Raw genomic sequence first — 15148 nt, forward strand, 5'->3', positions numbered from 1 at the left:
GCGCCCTCACGCTTGCCGGTAGCGGCTCAAGAAGTCGCCCAGGTCGCGCATGGCGTCGCCCAGCACCTCGATGCGCGGCAGGTACACCACGCGGAAGTGGTCGGGCTTCTTCCAGTTGAAGCCGCCGCCGTGCACCACGAGCAGGCGCTTCTCGTGCAGCAGGTCGAGCGCGAACTTCTCGTCGTCCGTGATGTTGAACTTCTTCACGTCGAGCTTCGGGAAGATGTAGAAGCCCGCCTTGGGCTTCACCGCGGTCACGCCGGGGATGTCGTTGAGCGCGTTGTACACGTACTCGCGCTGCTCGTACACGCGTCCGCCCGGCACGATGTAGCTCTGCACGCTCTGGTGGCCGCCGAGAGCCGTCTGCACGATGGACTGCGCGGGAACGTTCGAGCACATGCGCATGTTGCACAGCATGTTGACGCCCAGGATGTAGTCGCGCGCCCGCGCCTTGTCTCCCGAAAGCACCATCCAGCCGATGCGGTACCCCGCCACCATGTGCGACTTCGACAGGCCGCTGAACGTGACGCAGAACACGTCGGGCGCCATCGAGGCGATGGAGATATGCTCCAAACCGTCCATGACGATGCGGTCGTAGATCTCGTCCGAGAAGATGATGAGGTCGTGCTCGCGCGCGATGTCGACGAGCTCCTGCAGCACCTCGCGCGGGTAGAGCGAGCCGGTGGGGTTGTTCGGGTTGATGATGACGAGGGCCTTCGTGCGGCTCGTGATCTTCTTGCGGATGTCGTCCATATCGGGATACCATTCCGCCTGCTCGTCGCACACGTAATGCACCGGCGTGCCGCCGGCAAGCGTGACGCACGCCGTCCACAGCGGGTAGTCGGGCGAAGGAACCAGCACCTCGTCGCCGTTGTCCAGCAGCGCCAGCATGCTGAGATTGATGAGCTCGCTCACGCCGTTGCCGGTGTACACGTCATCGATGTCCACGCCCTGGATGTGCTTGAGCTGCGCGTACTGCATGATGGCCTTGCGCGCCGAGAACAGGCCCTTCGCCGACGAGTAGCCCTCGCATTCGGCCAGCTGGCGGCTCATGTCGAACACCATCTCCTCAGGCGCGCGGAAGTCGAACGGCGCCGGATTGCCGATGTTGAGCTTCAGGATGCGCGCGCCGGCCTCCTCCATGCGCTCGGCTTCCTCCACCACCGGGCCGCGCACGTCGTACAGTACGTTGTCCAGCTTGGTCGACTTCTTGATCTCGCGCATGGTATCGCTCCTCGGTTCGGTACGGTCGATGATCGGCGTCGCGGAGGCGTCCGCGTGCGCCCCGGCTGCGGGGGCCGCTCCCCCTGCGCCCTGCGATGAGCTTGCCGGCCCGCTCGTGCCGTCCGCGGCGCTGCGGGACGCTGCTTCAGGTTCGATTTCCCCCGCGCCCTCCATCAGCCATGCGGCGGGCACGCCCAGCATGTCGGCCAGCACCTCCCCCACGGGCCTGCGGGGCACGGTCTTGCCGTTCGCATATTGGCTGACCTGGCTTTTTCCAAGCTTCATGCCGCGATCTCCCGCGATGCGGATGAGATCGGCCTGCTTGTAGCCCTTGGCGGCCATCGCGCGGGCCAGACGCTCGGCGAACGTTTCCTGCTTATCGGTCATCATCGCTCCGTAAGTTCAATTTCGCTCCGGATAAATTGAACTCATTAAAGCAGGTTCTTGAACTCTTTACCATACTTGAACCGAAAGTTCATTTTTCCGGCATGTTTCCGAGGGCCGATGGTCAACGGCGACGTAATGAACCGGCTGCGAACCGTCGCCAACCGAGGCGCTCCTCCGCATCCGCGGCACGCGAGCCGACCGCGCTCGTGCTACCATACGCTTCGACGAAACGCAGAGCCGAAAACGGCGACGACACCCGACGAACCCCAAGAGGCGCACCATGGATCAACAGAGCGCGACGGCGGCCGACGCAGGCCGCGACCTGCACGGCCCCGACCGCATCGAGGTGCGCGGAGCGCGCGTGCACAACCTGAAGGACATCGACGCCAGCATCCCGCTGAACCGGCTCGTCGGCATCGCGGGCGTGTCGGGGTCGGGCAAGTCGTCGCTCGCCCTGGGCGTGCTGTACGCCGAGGGGTCGCGGCGCTATCTGGAAGCGCTCTCCACCTACACGCGCCGCCGCCTGACGCAGGCGGGCCGCGCCTCCGTGGACGAGGTGCTGCACGTGCCCGCCGCGCTCGCCCTGCACCAGCGGCCCAGCGTGCCTGGCGTGCGCAGCACCTTCGGCACGTCCACCGAGCTGCTGAACAGCCTGCGCCTGCTGTTCTCGCGCGCCGGCAGCCACGTGTGCCCGAACGGCCACCGCGTGCCGCCCACGCTGAACGTCGCCGCCGAGCGCCCTATCGCGTGCCCCGTCTGCGGCGTGGAGTTCTTCGGCCCCGGTGCGGAGGACCTGGCATTCAACAGCGGCGGCGCCTGCCCCGAGTGCGACGGCACGGGCATCGTGCGCACCGTGGACCTGGACTCGCTCGTGCCCGACGAGGGGCTCACCATCGACGAAGGCGCCGTCGCGCCCTGGAGCACGCTCATGTGGGACCTCATGAAGCAGGTCGCGCGCGAGATGGGCGTGCGCACCGACGTGCCCTTCAACCAGCTGACGCCCGCCGAGCGCGACATCGTGTTTTCCGGCCCCGCCGAGAAGAAGCACATCCTGTACAAGGCGAAAAAGACCGACACCTTCGCCGAGCTGGACTTCACCTATTACAACGCCGTCTACACCGTGGAGAACGCACTGGCGAAGGTGAAAGACGAGAAGGGCCTGGGGCGCGTGGCCCGCTTCCTCAAGCAGGGCGTCTGCCCCGTCTGCCACGGCACGCGTCTCTCCGCAGAGGCGCGCCTCCCGCAGGTTGCGGGCATCGACCTGGCCGAGGCGTCAGCGAAGACCCTCGACGAGCTGGTCGCCTGGACGGACGCCGTGCCCGAAGGCCTCGCGCCCGAGATGCGCCCGATGGCGCACAACATCGTCGAGTCGTTCCAGCACACGGCGCGCCGCCTCGTCGATTTGGGGCTGGGTTATCTCGCGCTCGATCGCGCGGGCTCCACGCTGTCCACCGGAGAGCGCCAGCGCGTGCAGCTGGCCCGCGCCGTGCGCAACCGAACCACCGGCGTGCTGTACGTGCTGGACGAGCCGTCCATCGGCCTGCATCCCTCCAACATCGACGGGCTCGTGGAGGTGATGCGCGATCTGCTCGCCGACGGCAACTCGGTGGCCATGGTGGACCACGACACGCGCATCCTGGCCGCCGCCGACTGGCTCGTGGAGATGGGGCCGGGCGCGGGCGCTGACGGCGGGCGGATCGTCGCGCAGGGGACGCTTGCCGAGGTGGAGGCGAACCCCGCCTCGTTGATCGGCGGCTTCCTCTCCGGCGAGGAGATCGTGCGCGTGCGCGAGCGCGTCCCCGCCGCCGACGTGTTCGCGCACGGAAGCATCGAGCTGGCAACCGGGGCGCTGCACACCGTGAAGCCGCTCGAGGTGGCTATCCCGCGCGGTCGCCTGACCGCCGTCACCGGCGTGTCCGGCTCGGGCAAGACGACGCTCGTGCTGGAAAGCCTCATCCCCGCGCTCGTCGCGAACGCGAGCGGCGCGAAGCTTCCCGCCCACGTCAAGCGCATCGAAGCCGCGGGCATCGAGCGGGCGAACCTCATCGACGCCACGCCCATCGGCTCGAACGTGCGCTCCACCGTGGCCACCTACGCCGGGGTGCACGACGAGCTGCGCCGCGCCTTCGCGCGCACGCCCGACGCCAAGGCTGCCGGGCTGAAAGCGGGCGACTTCTCCTACAACACGGGGAAGCTGCGCTGCCCCGAATGCGACGGCACGGGCTCCATCAGCCTGGACGTGCAGTTCCTGCCCGACGTGGACATCACCTGCCCCGTGTGCGGAGGCTCGCGCTACGCTCCGGAGGCCTCGCGCATCCACCGCCCCGCCGAGGGCTGCGAGGATCCCGGCTGCACGCTGCCCCAGCTCATGGCCATGACCGTGGACGAGGCGCGCACGCCCGCGTCCGGCTTGAAGAAGGCGCGCGCCCGTCTGGACACGCTGCACGAGCTGGGGTTGGGCTACCTCACGCTGGGCGAGGCCACGCCGGCGCTGTCGGGCGGCGAGGCGCAGCGCCTGAAACTGGCCAGCGAGATGGGCCGGGCGCAGGACGACGCCGTGTTCGTGTTCGACGAGCCCACCATCGGCCTGCACCCGCTCGACGTGCGCACCCTGCTGGGCGTGTTCGAGCACTTGGTGGAGCAGGGCGCGACGGTCGTCGTGATCGAGCACGACTTGGACGTCATCGCCAACGCCGACTACGTGGTGGACCTCGGCCCCGGCGGCGGCGCCTCCGGCGGCCGCATCGTGGCCGTCGGCACCCCCGAGCAAGTGGCCGAAAACCCCGAGAGCATCACCGGAAGGTACCTTTGACGCCTCGTCGCACGTGCATCGTCGCCCGAAAAACACGCAAAACGGCCTTCGAGCGTGTTTTTCGGGCGACGATGCGTCACGCGTCCGTCCGGATGTCCGCGATGTCGTCGAAGGGGATGCGGGTGCGGACGACGGTGACGGTGCGGGCCGCGAGATCGATGTCGCTGACCAGGCCGCGCACGGTGACGTACGCCTCGCCGTCGTAGTGGACGATGCACGCCATCTCACGCCGTTTCAGCTGGGAGAGCTTCCGCGAGAGCTCGAGCGCCTGCTCGTCGGTCAGCTCGCGCTTCGGCTCGACCACGCGCTCGCGCTCGCGGATGAGGTCGTAGTAGCCTTTGAGCGCGGCGAAGGGCATGAACTGCTGCGCCCGATCGGCGCGGGGTCGGCGCTCAGGCATGGTGCCCTCCGATCTGCTCGTTGCGCTCGCGCGCCGTGGCCTTCTCCTTCAGGCTGGTGCCACGCAGAAGCGCGTTCTTCCCGAAGCGCCCCTTCACGGCCAGCACGGCCTGCTGCAGGCGATGCTCCTCAGCCTCCGCTTCCGCGTCCGAGAACAGGTCCATCGTGGCGAACTCCTCGGGGAGCACCCCGCCGACGCCCACGTTGATGCGGCGGATGGGCGCGTCTCTGCGCGTGGTCTCGTCGAACAGGTCGAGGAACCGCGGCATGAGCTTCGAGTAGAGGTTCGTGCGATCCGCCTGCCTGCGCGTGGAGCCGGTGTGGGAGAAACCGCGGCGGCCGCTTGCGGGGCGCCTGCCGTGGCCGCCGTCGAAGAACGCGCCGTCCGATTCGCCCGCACGCTCGCCCGGACCCTTCGCGTACCCCACGTACAGCGATATCGATCCGGCGACGAGGCGCTTCTCCACGAGGTCGAGCACCAGCTGGTCCACCATCTCCTTGAGCACGTCGCGCGCTTCCTCGAACGAGTAGTCGCACGGCAGCACCTGGCCGTTGCCCAGGGAATGGCCGCTCGGCTCGTAGGCGTGGATGTCGGCGATGGTGCACGGCTCGACGCCGTGGGCGTGGTCGATCAGGTACTCGGCGTTCACGCCGAACTCGCGGTACAGCGTGGCCTCGCTCATCTCGCATACGCCGCGCAGGTCGTACACCGCGTACTTCGCCAGGCGCCTCGCGACGCCCGGGCCGATGTTCCAGATATCGGTGATGGGCCGGTGGGTCTGGATAGTGCGCTCGAACTCGGCCTGGTCGAGAAAGCCGATGCAGTCCTCGGCGTGCTTCGCTGTGATATCGAGCGCCACCTTCGCCAAGAACAGGTTCGGCCCGACCCCTGCCGTAGCGCGCACGCCCGTCTCGGCCAGCACCGCCTCCATGAGCATGACGGCGAACTCCCGGGCGCTCGTCCGGTACAGCGACAGGTACGGCGTCGCATCGATGAAGCATTCGTCGATGGAATAGGGATGGACGTCCTCGGGCGACACGAAGCGCAGGTAGATGGAGTAGATGTCGGCCGACGCCTCCATGTAGCGCTGCATGCGCGGCTTCGCCATGACGTAGTCCACGCTCTCGGGGATCTCGAACACGCGGCAACGGCTGGACAGGCCGAGCGCCTTCATGGATGGCGTGATGGCCAGGCAGATGGTCTTCTCCGTGCGGTCGGGATCGGCCACGACGAGGTTCGCCGTCAACGGGTCCAGCCCGCGGTCGACGCATTCGACGCTGGCGTAGAAGCTCTTCAAATCTATGCACACGTACGTGCGCTCCATCGCGCCGACCCCTTCCTCACCTAACCAGCACACTTGTTCGTTTAGTATAGCACGTTCGTCGCGGGATCGGAGGAGCCGCTGCCGCTTTCACACCGAGATCGGCTTCGTTGCCGGCCCTTCCAGCACCGTGCCGTCGGCGGCGAAGCGCGAGCCGTGGCAGGGACAGTCCCATGAGTCCTCCACGTCGTTGTGCGCGAGGCAGCAGCCCAAGTGCGAGCATCGGCGGCCCGGCTTCACCAGGTTCGCCGTCGAGGTGCCCAGGTTCGAGAACAAGCTGGCATGCAGCATGGAGCGCTGCGGCGAGAAGAGGCCCTGCACCGAGCTCCTCCCTTTCACGATGAGGTCGGTTATGGTGCGCGCGGCGACGTACGAGCCGGTCATGCCCCATTTGCTGAACCCGGTCGCCACGTAGTGGTTCGGACGGCTGCGACGATGCACGCCGATGTAGGGCCGGTGGTCCAGGCTCATGCAATCCTGCGTGGCCCACGCGTAGCGCTCCTGCGCCTCAGGGTACGCCGCATCCGTGAACGAGCGGACCTCGGCGTAGCCCTCGCTCGGCTTCGGCCCCTCTCCGGTGCGGTGCCCGCCGCCTCCCACCAGCAGGAAGTCCCGGTACGTGCGGAAGGAGAAGCCGCCGCCGTCGCTGATGAGCATGCCGTCCGTCAACGGCGCCCCTTCCAGCGCGATCACGTACGAGCGCATCTGGTGCTCCTTCATGAAGTAGAGTCCCGGGACGTTGACCAGCGGATAATGCGTCGCGTAGACGATGTAGTCGGCGGTGATCGACCCGCGATCCGTGCGCGCCGTGTTGCCCTCGACGCCGGTCACGAAGGCGTGCTCGTACACGTCGATGGAGGGGAGCAGCCCGTAGAGCAGCTTGAGCGGGTTGAACTGCGCCTGCCGCTCCATGCCGAGAGCACCCTTGTTCGGCAGCGGCACGGGAGCGCTCGCCAGCTCGTGATGCGGGATGCCCAACCGCTCGTAGGCGTTCCGCTCGCGTTCGAGGGCGGCGGCGGACTGCTCGGCGTACACGTACGCCGTTCGCTCCTCGAAATCGCAGGGAACGGAGGCGGCGAGCTGCCGCAGCCCCTCGACCGCCGCCTGGTTCGCCTCGAAGTACTGGCGCGCCCGGTCGGGCCCTTCCTGCTTGACGAGCTTGTCGTACACAAGGCCGTGCTGCGCGGTCACCTTCGCCGTCGTGTTCGCCGTAACGCTCCCACCCGCCCGGTCTTTCTCGGCAAGCACGCATCGGCATCCTGCCTGCGTCAGCAGGTAGGCGCTCAAAACGCCCGCCATGCCGCCGCCTATGACCAGCACGTCGGCGCGCACGTCGCCTTCGAGCATCCGAGCGCCCTCGCGCGGACGCACGGCAGTCGCTTCCCATAAAGAGGTCATGGCCAGCCCTTTCGCTTCGGTTCCGTTTTCACGGTCGCACACGATAGCGCGTCGAAGCTGCCGGGAAGCCGCTGGTGCGCGAAGCGTAGGACGCTCATTGACGAAGGGTTGACCGCGCGAAGCGCACGGCGCGCGGCGGCCCGCGCAAGGACGCCCCCTTCGCGGAGCGTCACTCCTCTTCCAAATACGCCCCCGTCTGGCGGCTCCAGAGGTTCGCGTACTCCCCGCCCTGCTCGATGAGCTGGGCGTGCGGGCCGTCCTCAGCCACCTTGCCGCCGTCGAGCACCACAATGCGGTCGAGGCTGGCCACGGTGGACAAACGGTGCGCCACCACGATGGACGTGCGGCCGCGCATGAGCGTGGCCAGCGCGTCTTGCACCAGCTGCTCGCTTTCGGAGTCGAGCGCGCTCGTGGCCTCGTCCAGCACGAGCACCGGGCAGTCGGCCAGAAGCGCCCGCGCGATGGCGATGCGCTGGCGCTGCCCGCCCGACAGCTTCACGCCGCGCTCGCCCGTGACGGTATCGAAGCCCTGCGGCAGCCGCTCGATGAACTCCAGCGCGTTCGCCTGGCGCGCCGCTTCGCGGATCTGCTCCATCGTGGCGTCGGACCGCCCGTAGGCGATGTTCTCGGCGATGCTGCGATGGAACAGCAGCGCCTCCTGCGGCACGTAGGCGATCTGGCGGCGCAGCGACTGCTGCGTCGCCTCGGCGATGTTCTGGCCGTCGATGAGGATGCGCCCCTCCTGGATATCGGACAAGCGCAGCAGGAGCTTCGTGAGCGTGGTCTTCCCCGCTCCGCTCGTGCCCACGAGGCCCACGCGCTGGCCTGCGGGGATATGCAGCTCGAAGTCGTCGAACACGTGCGTGCACGCGTCGCCGTCGGTGTACCAGAAGTCAATGCCCTCGAAGTCGATGGCGCCCTCGCGCACCTCGAGCTCCGGCGCGCCGGGCTTGTCGTCCACGAGGCGCGGCTCGTCGAGGATGACGGTCATGCCGCTCGCATCGCCGAACGCGCGGTTGAAGCGCTGCAGCCCGTTGTTGATGAAGTTGAACTGGTTCGTCACCGTGTAGGTGTAGGTGAACATCACCACGAGCGTGCCGGGCGTGATGCCGTACCACGCGTTGCCGCCCGCGATGAACACGGCCACCACGCTCATGATGGCGATGGTGATGCACGCCGTCACGATGCCGCGCGTCAGCGAAGCCCACATGCGCTTCGAGTCGCGCGCCACCACCTCGCGGTTCGCCTGGTCGAACAGCCCCCGCTCGTAGTCCTCGCGCCCGTAGGTCTTCACCGCCAGGATGTTCGCCACCGAGTCGGACAGCTCGCCCGACAGCTGGTTCTGCGCGCTGGCCGCCTGCTCGTTGAGGTGCAGGATGCGCTTGTACATGTAGTACGACACGCCCGCGTACACCGCCAGCAGCACCATGAGGATGGCCACGTACACCGGCACCCGCGGCGCGAGGATGGCGCAGGTGAACACCACCGAGCAGATGACCGGCAGAAACGGGAACGTGATGGTTTCCAGCAGCAGCTGGTAGGCGCTCATGAACTTCGTCGTCTGGCTGACCAGCGTGCCGCCGAAGCGGTTTGAGTGGAACGACATCGACTGGTTCGACAGCGCGTCGAACGACATGGTGGCCAAGTCGTAGGACGCGGCGATCTCCAGCCGGTACATCGTGTAGTCCTGCACCTTGCTGGCCGCCTGGCCGGCCACGTTGATGAGGATGAGCGCGGCGATGTAAGGGCCGAACACCGCGAACACCTCGTCGGGCGCCACCGAGCCCGCGCTCACGCGGTCCACCACGAGGCTCATGACGTAGGGGTTGCCGTACGAAAGCAGCGCCACGAACAGAAACGTCGCGGTCATGAGCGCGGCGAACAGCCCGAGGTGCTTTCGGGTGACCAGCCAGAAGTAATGGAGCGTGCGACGCGTCGTCGACGGAGCACCGGTTCGTGCCATGCGGGATTCCCTTCTCTTTTCTCGGCATGATTATGCCACAAGAAGGCAAGCCCCGGGGGCGCACCGCCGGGGCTTGACAAGGAAGCCGCAGGCCCTATCCCACGAGCTTGGACGACTCCACCTGCTCGACGTACCACGTCATGAACTTCGAGAGCGGGCCCCGCAGAACGAGGCCGACGAGCGCTGCGGGGATCAGGAACAGCAGGAGCAGCCCGATCTCCGTCCAGAAGTCGGCGCCGTAGGTGCCGAACATGGCCGCCCGCATGGCGTTCACCACGTGCGTGGCGGGAAGCCAGGGGCTCAGGGCCTGCACGAACGGCGGCAGCAGCTGCAGCGGGAACGACCCGCCGCACCCCGTCACCTGGATGATCAGCAGCAGCACCGCAACGGCCTTGCCGAGGTTCGCGAACGCCGCCACCAGCGCGTATATCAGGAACGTGAACACGAGCCCAGCTATCCAGAAGCACAGCATGAACAGCGTCGGCTCGGCCACCTGCACCTGCAAGAACAGCAGGTTCCCCAGACCCATCACCGTGGTCTGCGCGAGCGACAAGAACGCCAGCACGCCGAAGCGCCCCATGAACAGCTGGCGGGGCTGCGGGTCGGACAGCTGCTCGCGGGTGCGGTCGGAAACCGTCGGTTTCACCACCACGAGGATCAGAAGCGACCCGATGAACAGGGCGAGCGTCGTGTACAGCGGAGCCATGGCCGAGCCGAAGTTCTCAGCCGGGAACACGGCTTCGCGCTCGATGCCCACCGGCGCCGCGAGCGCCTTCGACAAGAGCTGCGCGTCGGCTCCCAGCACCGCGCGCAGCGCGTCCGCGTCGCCTGCGACCAGCGCCTCGTCCACACCGTTGGCAAGCGTTTCCAGCTCGCGCGCCGTTCCGCGCAGCTTCTGCGCCGCCTCGTCCACCCGTGCGCGCGCGTCGCCCAGCACGTCGGCGGCCGAGCCCGCCGACGCGGACAGGTCGGCGCCCGACGAGCGCAGGCCGTCCAGGCCGTCGCCCATGTTGGCCGCGAGGACGCCCGCGCTGTCCGCGAGCTGCTGCAAGCCCGGCTTCAACCCGTCGTCGAAGGAGGCCGCGAGGTCGTCGGATGCCTGCCGCGCCTCGGCCGCCAGCCGCTCGACCTCCGCACGTTGCGATTGCACGTCGGCGTTCCCTGCCTCCAGCCTGTCTGCCGCAGCGTCCAGGTTGTCGCGCATGCCCTCCATGAGCGAGACGACCGCGCCCATGCGCGCGATGACGGCGTCAAGCGCCTGCTGGGCGTCGGAAGGCAGCGAGCCGCGCAGCCCCTCGAGCTGCTCGACGGCGCTGCGGTACCGCGCGATCTGCGCGTCCACGGCTTCGGCCTGGCCGCGCAGCGCGTCCGCGCCCTGCCCGGCGCCGGTCGAGGCGGCGTCGAACAGCGCTCCTGCGGAGACGGACACCTCGTCGAAGCGCGCGGCAGCGCCCCCGAGCGCGTCCGCGAGGTCGTCGACCGACCCCTTCACGGCCGCCGTCAGATCGGAGGCCGACGTCGAGCCCTGCTCCGCCGCTGCGCCGACGTCGTCGACCCCGCGTTGCGCCGCGGCCACCAGCTCGCCCGAATCGCTCGCGAGCGTCTGCGCCGCCCCGGCCAGCGACGAGTACAGCTCCAGCACCGACGCCATCCTATCGGCTTGCGCTCCCATGTCGCGCACTTTCCCCGACACGCCCGCAATGCGCCCGCCCACGTCCGCCTCGTCGGCGTAGGCGGACATCGACTCGGCGATGCCCAGCGCCACTTCTGACAACGTCTGGGCGAACACCTCGTTCACCTGGTACGATACCGAATCGGCACCTTGGTCGGTGATCTTCGGCGCGATAGCGCTCTTCTTCTCATTGGCGTAGTAGACGATACGGGCGTGCTGCACGTCCTCGGAGTAGAACGTCAGCATATCCTTGCTGAACCCCGCGGGGATGACCACGGCCGCGTAGTAGCGTCCCGACCGCGCGCCGTCCACCGCGTCCTCCTCGGTGGTGAACGTCCAGTCGATCTGGTCGTTTGCTCGCAGAGCCGACACCACCCGCTCGCCGATGTTCACGCGCAAAGGCACGAGGTCGCTCTCGTAGCCGTCGTCGACGTTCGCTACCGCCACCGTCAGGTTGCCCGTGTTGTCGAACACGTTCCAACACGCGATGACGTTGTACCACGCGAAGATCGACGGCATCACCACGAGCCCGATCACGATGATCACGCTCATCGCGTTCGCGAACAGCCGCTTGAAGTCGCTGCGCACGATGCGGATCACGTTACCCACGGACGACGCCCCCTTCCGCATCCTGCGCTTCATGCGCGTCGGAGGCGCAGGCCGCGGCGGGCGCCGGAACGCCGGACGCCTCGTCGTCGGACGAGCGCACCATGCGGTCGCGCGCGCCGCCCAGCTCCAACAGCCCCTCGTCGCTCATGCCTTCGAGCCTCATCTGGCGCTCGAGCCCCGCGCGCAGGCTCTCCACCACCACGAGGAACACGAACACCACGACGAGCCAAACCAGCCACGCCGTGAGCAGCTGCACCTTCTCGGCCGGCGTGAGCGCGAACACCACCGCAAGCACCACGGGCACCGAAAGCCCCAAGGCCAGCGCACCGCGGATGAGACGCGGGTACCATCGCTCGAAGCGCTCCATGCGCGCCCGCAGCTCCTCACGATACTCCTCTTTGTCAGACAACGCTCTGAACAGCTGCGACACGCGATAGGGGCGCGCGGGGATCTCCACGTCCTCCCCGTTGAAGATGCCGCTCTCGCGCACCTGGCAGGCCACCATGCGGTTGACGTTCGCCATGAGCGGCCGCACGAGGATGCCGAACGCCATGAACAGCGCGAAGAACAGCGCGAGCATGCCCAGGGCGTCGGCGTACTGCGATCCGTAGAAGCCGAAGATGGCCTCGCGCATGGCGGAGATGCCGTAAGTGAAGGGGAAGAACGGGTAGACGGCCTGGAAGAAGCTCGAGGTCATCTCGATGGGATACAGTCCCGTCGCGCCGGGGATCTGCGCGAACACCAGCACGATGCAGATGCCCTTGCCGATATGCTGCAGGGTAACCGACAGCGCGTAGATGATGCTGAGATAGGAAAGGGAGGCCACGATGGCGGCGAAGAAGAGCGCGGGAGCGTTCGCCGCCTGCACCCCGATGGCCAGCACGCCGGCGCAGCAGATCGCCGCCTGCAGCACCGCCATCGCGGCCAGCAGCAGGAAGCGCCCCAGGTAGCGCTGCGTGACGGTGAGCTTGCGCACGCCTTCGCCGTCCACTTCCTGCTTCATGATGACCAGCAGCATGAACGCGCCGATCCAGAACGTGAGGTTCATGAACAGCGGGGCCATGGCCGAACCGTACGCGTTCAGCTCGTACAGCTGCTCGGTGACCAGTTCGGTGGGCGAGCCCATGAAGTCGGCGATTTTGGCCGCGTCGAGGCCGTCCTTGCCGAACGCCTTCGCGAGCGCTCCCGATTCGCCGAGCGACAGCACGTCGGTCTGCACGGTGGACAGGCTTTCCTCCAAATCGGCAAGGATGCCGCCGGTCTGGCCGAGCGCCTCGCGCGCGGCGACGAGCGTGGAGGTCAACTGGCCGATCGCCAACTCGGTCTGGTCGATCAGCAGACGTTGGTTCGACACGGCGGCCGCGAGCGAAGACGAAACCGCGCTCATCTGCGCGAGGCTTCGGTTGACGGTGGGAACCGTATCGCCGAACAGGCCGTCCGCGTACGCCCCCGCGGCATCGGCCGCGCCCTGCACCGATCCGTCGAAGGACGTTCCCGCTTGGGACACCGCGCGCGCGAGATCGCCCGCTTGCGTGTTCGCCGCGTCGAGAGCGTCGAGCGTCGCCTGCGCGTCGGCCGCACGCTGGTCGAGCGCATCGGCGACCGCGACGAGCGGCTCTTTGGCCGCGTCGCCGTCGGGCAGCGCCTGAGCCGCCTGGCGCACCTGGGCGGCCAGCGCCTTGCTCTCCTCGGCGGCGGCGCGGCCCTGCGCGATGGTCGCGCCGATGCCCGCCTGCGCCTCGCCCGCCGCCGCGGTCATGCTGCCGACGGCGCCGTTCGCTTTCGAGGACGCTTCCGACACCGTGCGGATCGTCTTGTTCACGGCGGGCATCGCCGCCGAGGAAATCTCCGCGGCCTCGCCCTGCAGCTGGGAGGTCAGGTTCGCGATGGCCGCGAGGGCGTCGCCTGCCGCGGCGATGTCCTCGCGCGCTCGTCCGAGCGAATCTTTGGAGCCGGCTGCCTTGGCCTGAGCTTCGTCGGTGGCCGCGACGATCCCGTCAAGCGTGGCGCGCGCCTCGGATATCGCCTGCACCGCGCCCGCCACTTTGACCGCCGCCCTCGCCTTCGATGCGTCCAGCGCGTCGTTCGACTCCGCCAACGCTCGGTCGACCGCGCCCACGGCCACATCGCTCACCGTAGAGACGAAGGTGGAGTTGATCGTCTCGTCAAGGGTGCTCGCGCCCGTGTCGGTGATCTTCGGCGCCACGGGTCCCGTCTTCTCGTTCACGTAGTAGGCCAGCTCGGGCTGCACGAAGTCGCCGGTGGTCAGCGACAGCAGCCGCTCGGTGAAGTCTTCGGGTATGACGAACGCAGCGTAGCTCGCGCCCGCATCGAGCTCGTCCATGGCGGTGGCGCGGTCGACGAACGCCCAGTCGAGCTGCTCGTTTTCGCGCAGCTCCTCCACGATCATATCGCCCACGTGCAGCTCGCCGGTCAGCTCGCTGGAAGCGCCCGCGTCCTCGTTCACCACGCACACGCGCAAGTTGCCCGTGTTGTCGTAGGGGTTCCAGAAGCCGACCACGTTGTACCAGGTATACACTGAAGGCAGCACGAGCAGCGCGATTACCACCACCAGCGCGCAGGGCGCCTTGAGCAGGCGCAGCACATCGCGCTTGAATACGCGCAGAACGTTACCCATCGTCTGCCGAACCCCTCTCATCGCCCGTCCAAAACAACCCGGACAATAATACCTCCTCCGTTGACGCTCCGTCAGCCCCGATTGACGATCCAACCCCTTCCGTCAATCGCACGCCGCGCCACGTGCGGCCGAGGACGCGTTCGACAAAGAACGCCAAGGCGTGCGATGTCGAGCAGGCAACCGGCGAGCCTCCCGTCTGCGGCGCAACCGGCATGGCAACCCCACAGGTGCGTCTAGAGCCGCGATACGCTGGAATCATGGGGCTCGCAAGTGCGCGGTACGACCAACGACCCATGACCGAGCGGGCTCTGGCTCCATGACCCGCAGCCACAGGCATCACGCCCCATGGCCCGCAGGCTTGCGCGCTTCGATGACTTGGCTGCGCAAGCCCGACGTCCGATTCTGGCAGGAATCGACGTGATTCCGTCGCGTGGGGCCTCGGCCGTTTAATCTTGTTTGCTTGAAAACCGTTGACCTGGGAAAACATCGACACGCTCTCATCGCGTCATCTCCACATTGGGACAGGCGCTTCTCCAGCGACGGAATCCTGTCGATTCCTGCCAATTTCGACATGATCCATCGCGCGCCTGGCCGTCGGCTCCTCGGCACCCGCAAACGATACCAGTTTTTCATGCGAATCCAACGCCGTTTCCACGCGCGTCACCTCTCGACCCAATGCCGATTCCACGCGCGTCGCTCCTCGATCCAGCACGGATCGCATGCG

At 67.6% G+C, this 15148-nt stretch carries 8 protein-coding genes; 1 reads left to right on the forward strand and 7 read right to left on the reverse strand.

Annotated features, from left to right (window positions below):
- Window positions 1-6: 6 nt before the first annotated feature.
- Window positions 7-1611: an aminotransferase class I/II-fold pyridoxal phosphate-dependent enzyme gene (locus GT590_RS05525; protein ID WP_271802317.1), complete on the reverse strand. Its 1605-nt coding sequence runs from the start codon at window positions 1609-1611 to the stop codon at window positions 7-9.
- 280 nt (window positions 1612-1891) lie between these two features.
- Here GT590_RS05525 and GT590_RS05530 point away from each other — a divergent pair, with 280 nt between their 5' ends.
- Window positions 1892-4423 (forward strand): excinuclease ABC subunit UvrA, encoded by a 2532-nt coding sequence (locus GT590_RS05530; protein WP_114519755.1) that lies wholly within the window; start codon window positions 1892-1894, stop codon window positions 4421-4423.
- 76 nt (window positions 4424-4499) lie between these two features.
- On the opposite strand, the gene GT590_RS05535 is transcribed toward GT590_RS05530, so the two are convergent.
- The 6 genes from GT590_RS05535 to GT590_RS05560 all read right to left on the reverse strand — a co-directional run bounded on the left by GT590_RS05535 (window position 4500) and on the right by GT590_RS05560 (window position 14424).
- Window positions 4500-4823 carry a YolD-like family protein gene (locus GT590_RS05535; RefSeq protein ID WP_114519756.1) on the reverse strand — a complete coding sequence of 108 codons (324 nt, stop codon included), beginning with the start codon at window positions 4821-4823 and terminating at the stop codon, window positions 4500-4502.
- A complete protein-coding gene (locus GT590_RS05540) occupies window positions 4816-6147 on the reverse strand; it encodes a DNA repair protein (RefSeq protein ID WP_114519757.1) in 1332 nt (443 codons plus the stop codon). Before GT590_RS05540 ends, GT590_RS05535 begins: the two co-directional genes overlap by 8 nt.
- An 87-nt stretch (window positions 6148-6234) precedes the next feature.
- Complete coding sequence (locus GT590_RS05545) at window positions 6235-7542, reverse strand: FAD-dependent oxidoreductase (protein WP_035578263.1); 1308 nt, start codon at window positions 7540-7542, stop codon at window positions 6235-6237.
- A 169-nt stretch (window positions 7543-7711) separates the two neighbouring features.
- Window positions 7712-9505, reverse strand: a complete 1794-nt coding sequence (locus GT590_RS05550; RefSeq protein ID WP_161170949.1) for an ABC transporter ATP-binding protein — start codon at window positions 9503-9505, stop codon at window positions 7712-7714.
- Between the two features lie 94 nt (window positions 9506-9599).
- On the reverse strand, window positions 9600-11786 hold the full coding sequence (locus GT590_RS05555; protein ID WP_114551457.1) for a YhgE/Pip domain-containing protein: 2187 nt from the start codon (window positions 11784-11786) through the stop codon (window positions 9600-9602).
- Window positions 11779-14424 carry a YhgE/Pip domain-containing protein gene (locus GT590_RS05560; RefSeq protein ID WP_009608559.1) on the reverse strand — a complete coding sequence of 882 codons (2646 nt, stop codon included), beginning with the start codon at window positions 14422-14424 and terminating at the stop codon, window positions 11779-11781. Before GT590_RS05560 ends, GT590_RS05555 begins: the two co-directional genes overlap by 8 nt.
- Window positions 14425-15148 lie beyond the last annotated feature (724 nt).

This window comes from Eggerthella sp. BIOML-A1 (assembly GCF_009875595.1).
In the GTDB taxonomy this organism is placed as follows: domain Bacteria; phylum Actinomycetota; class Coriobacteriia; order Coriobacteriales; family Eggerthellaceae; genus Eggerthella; species Eggerthella lenta.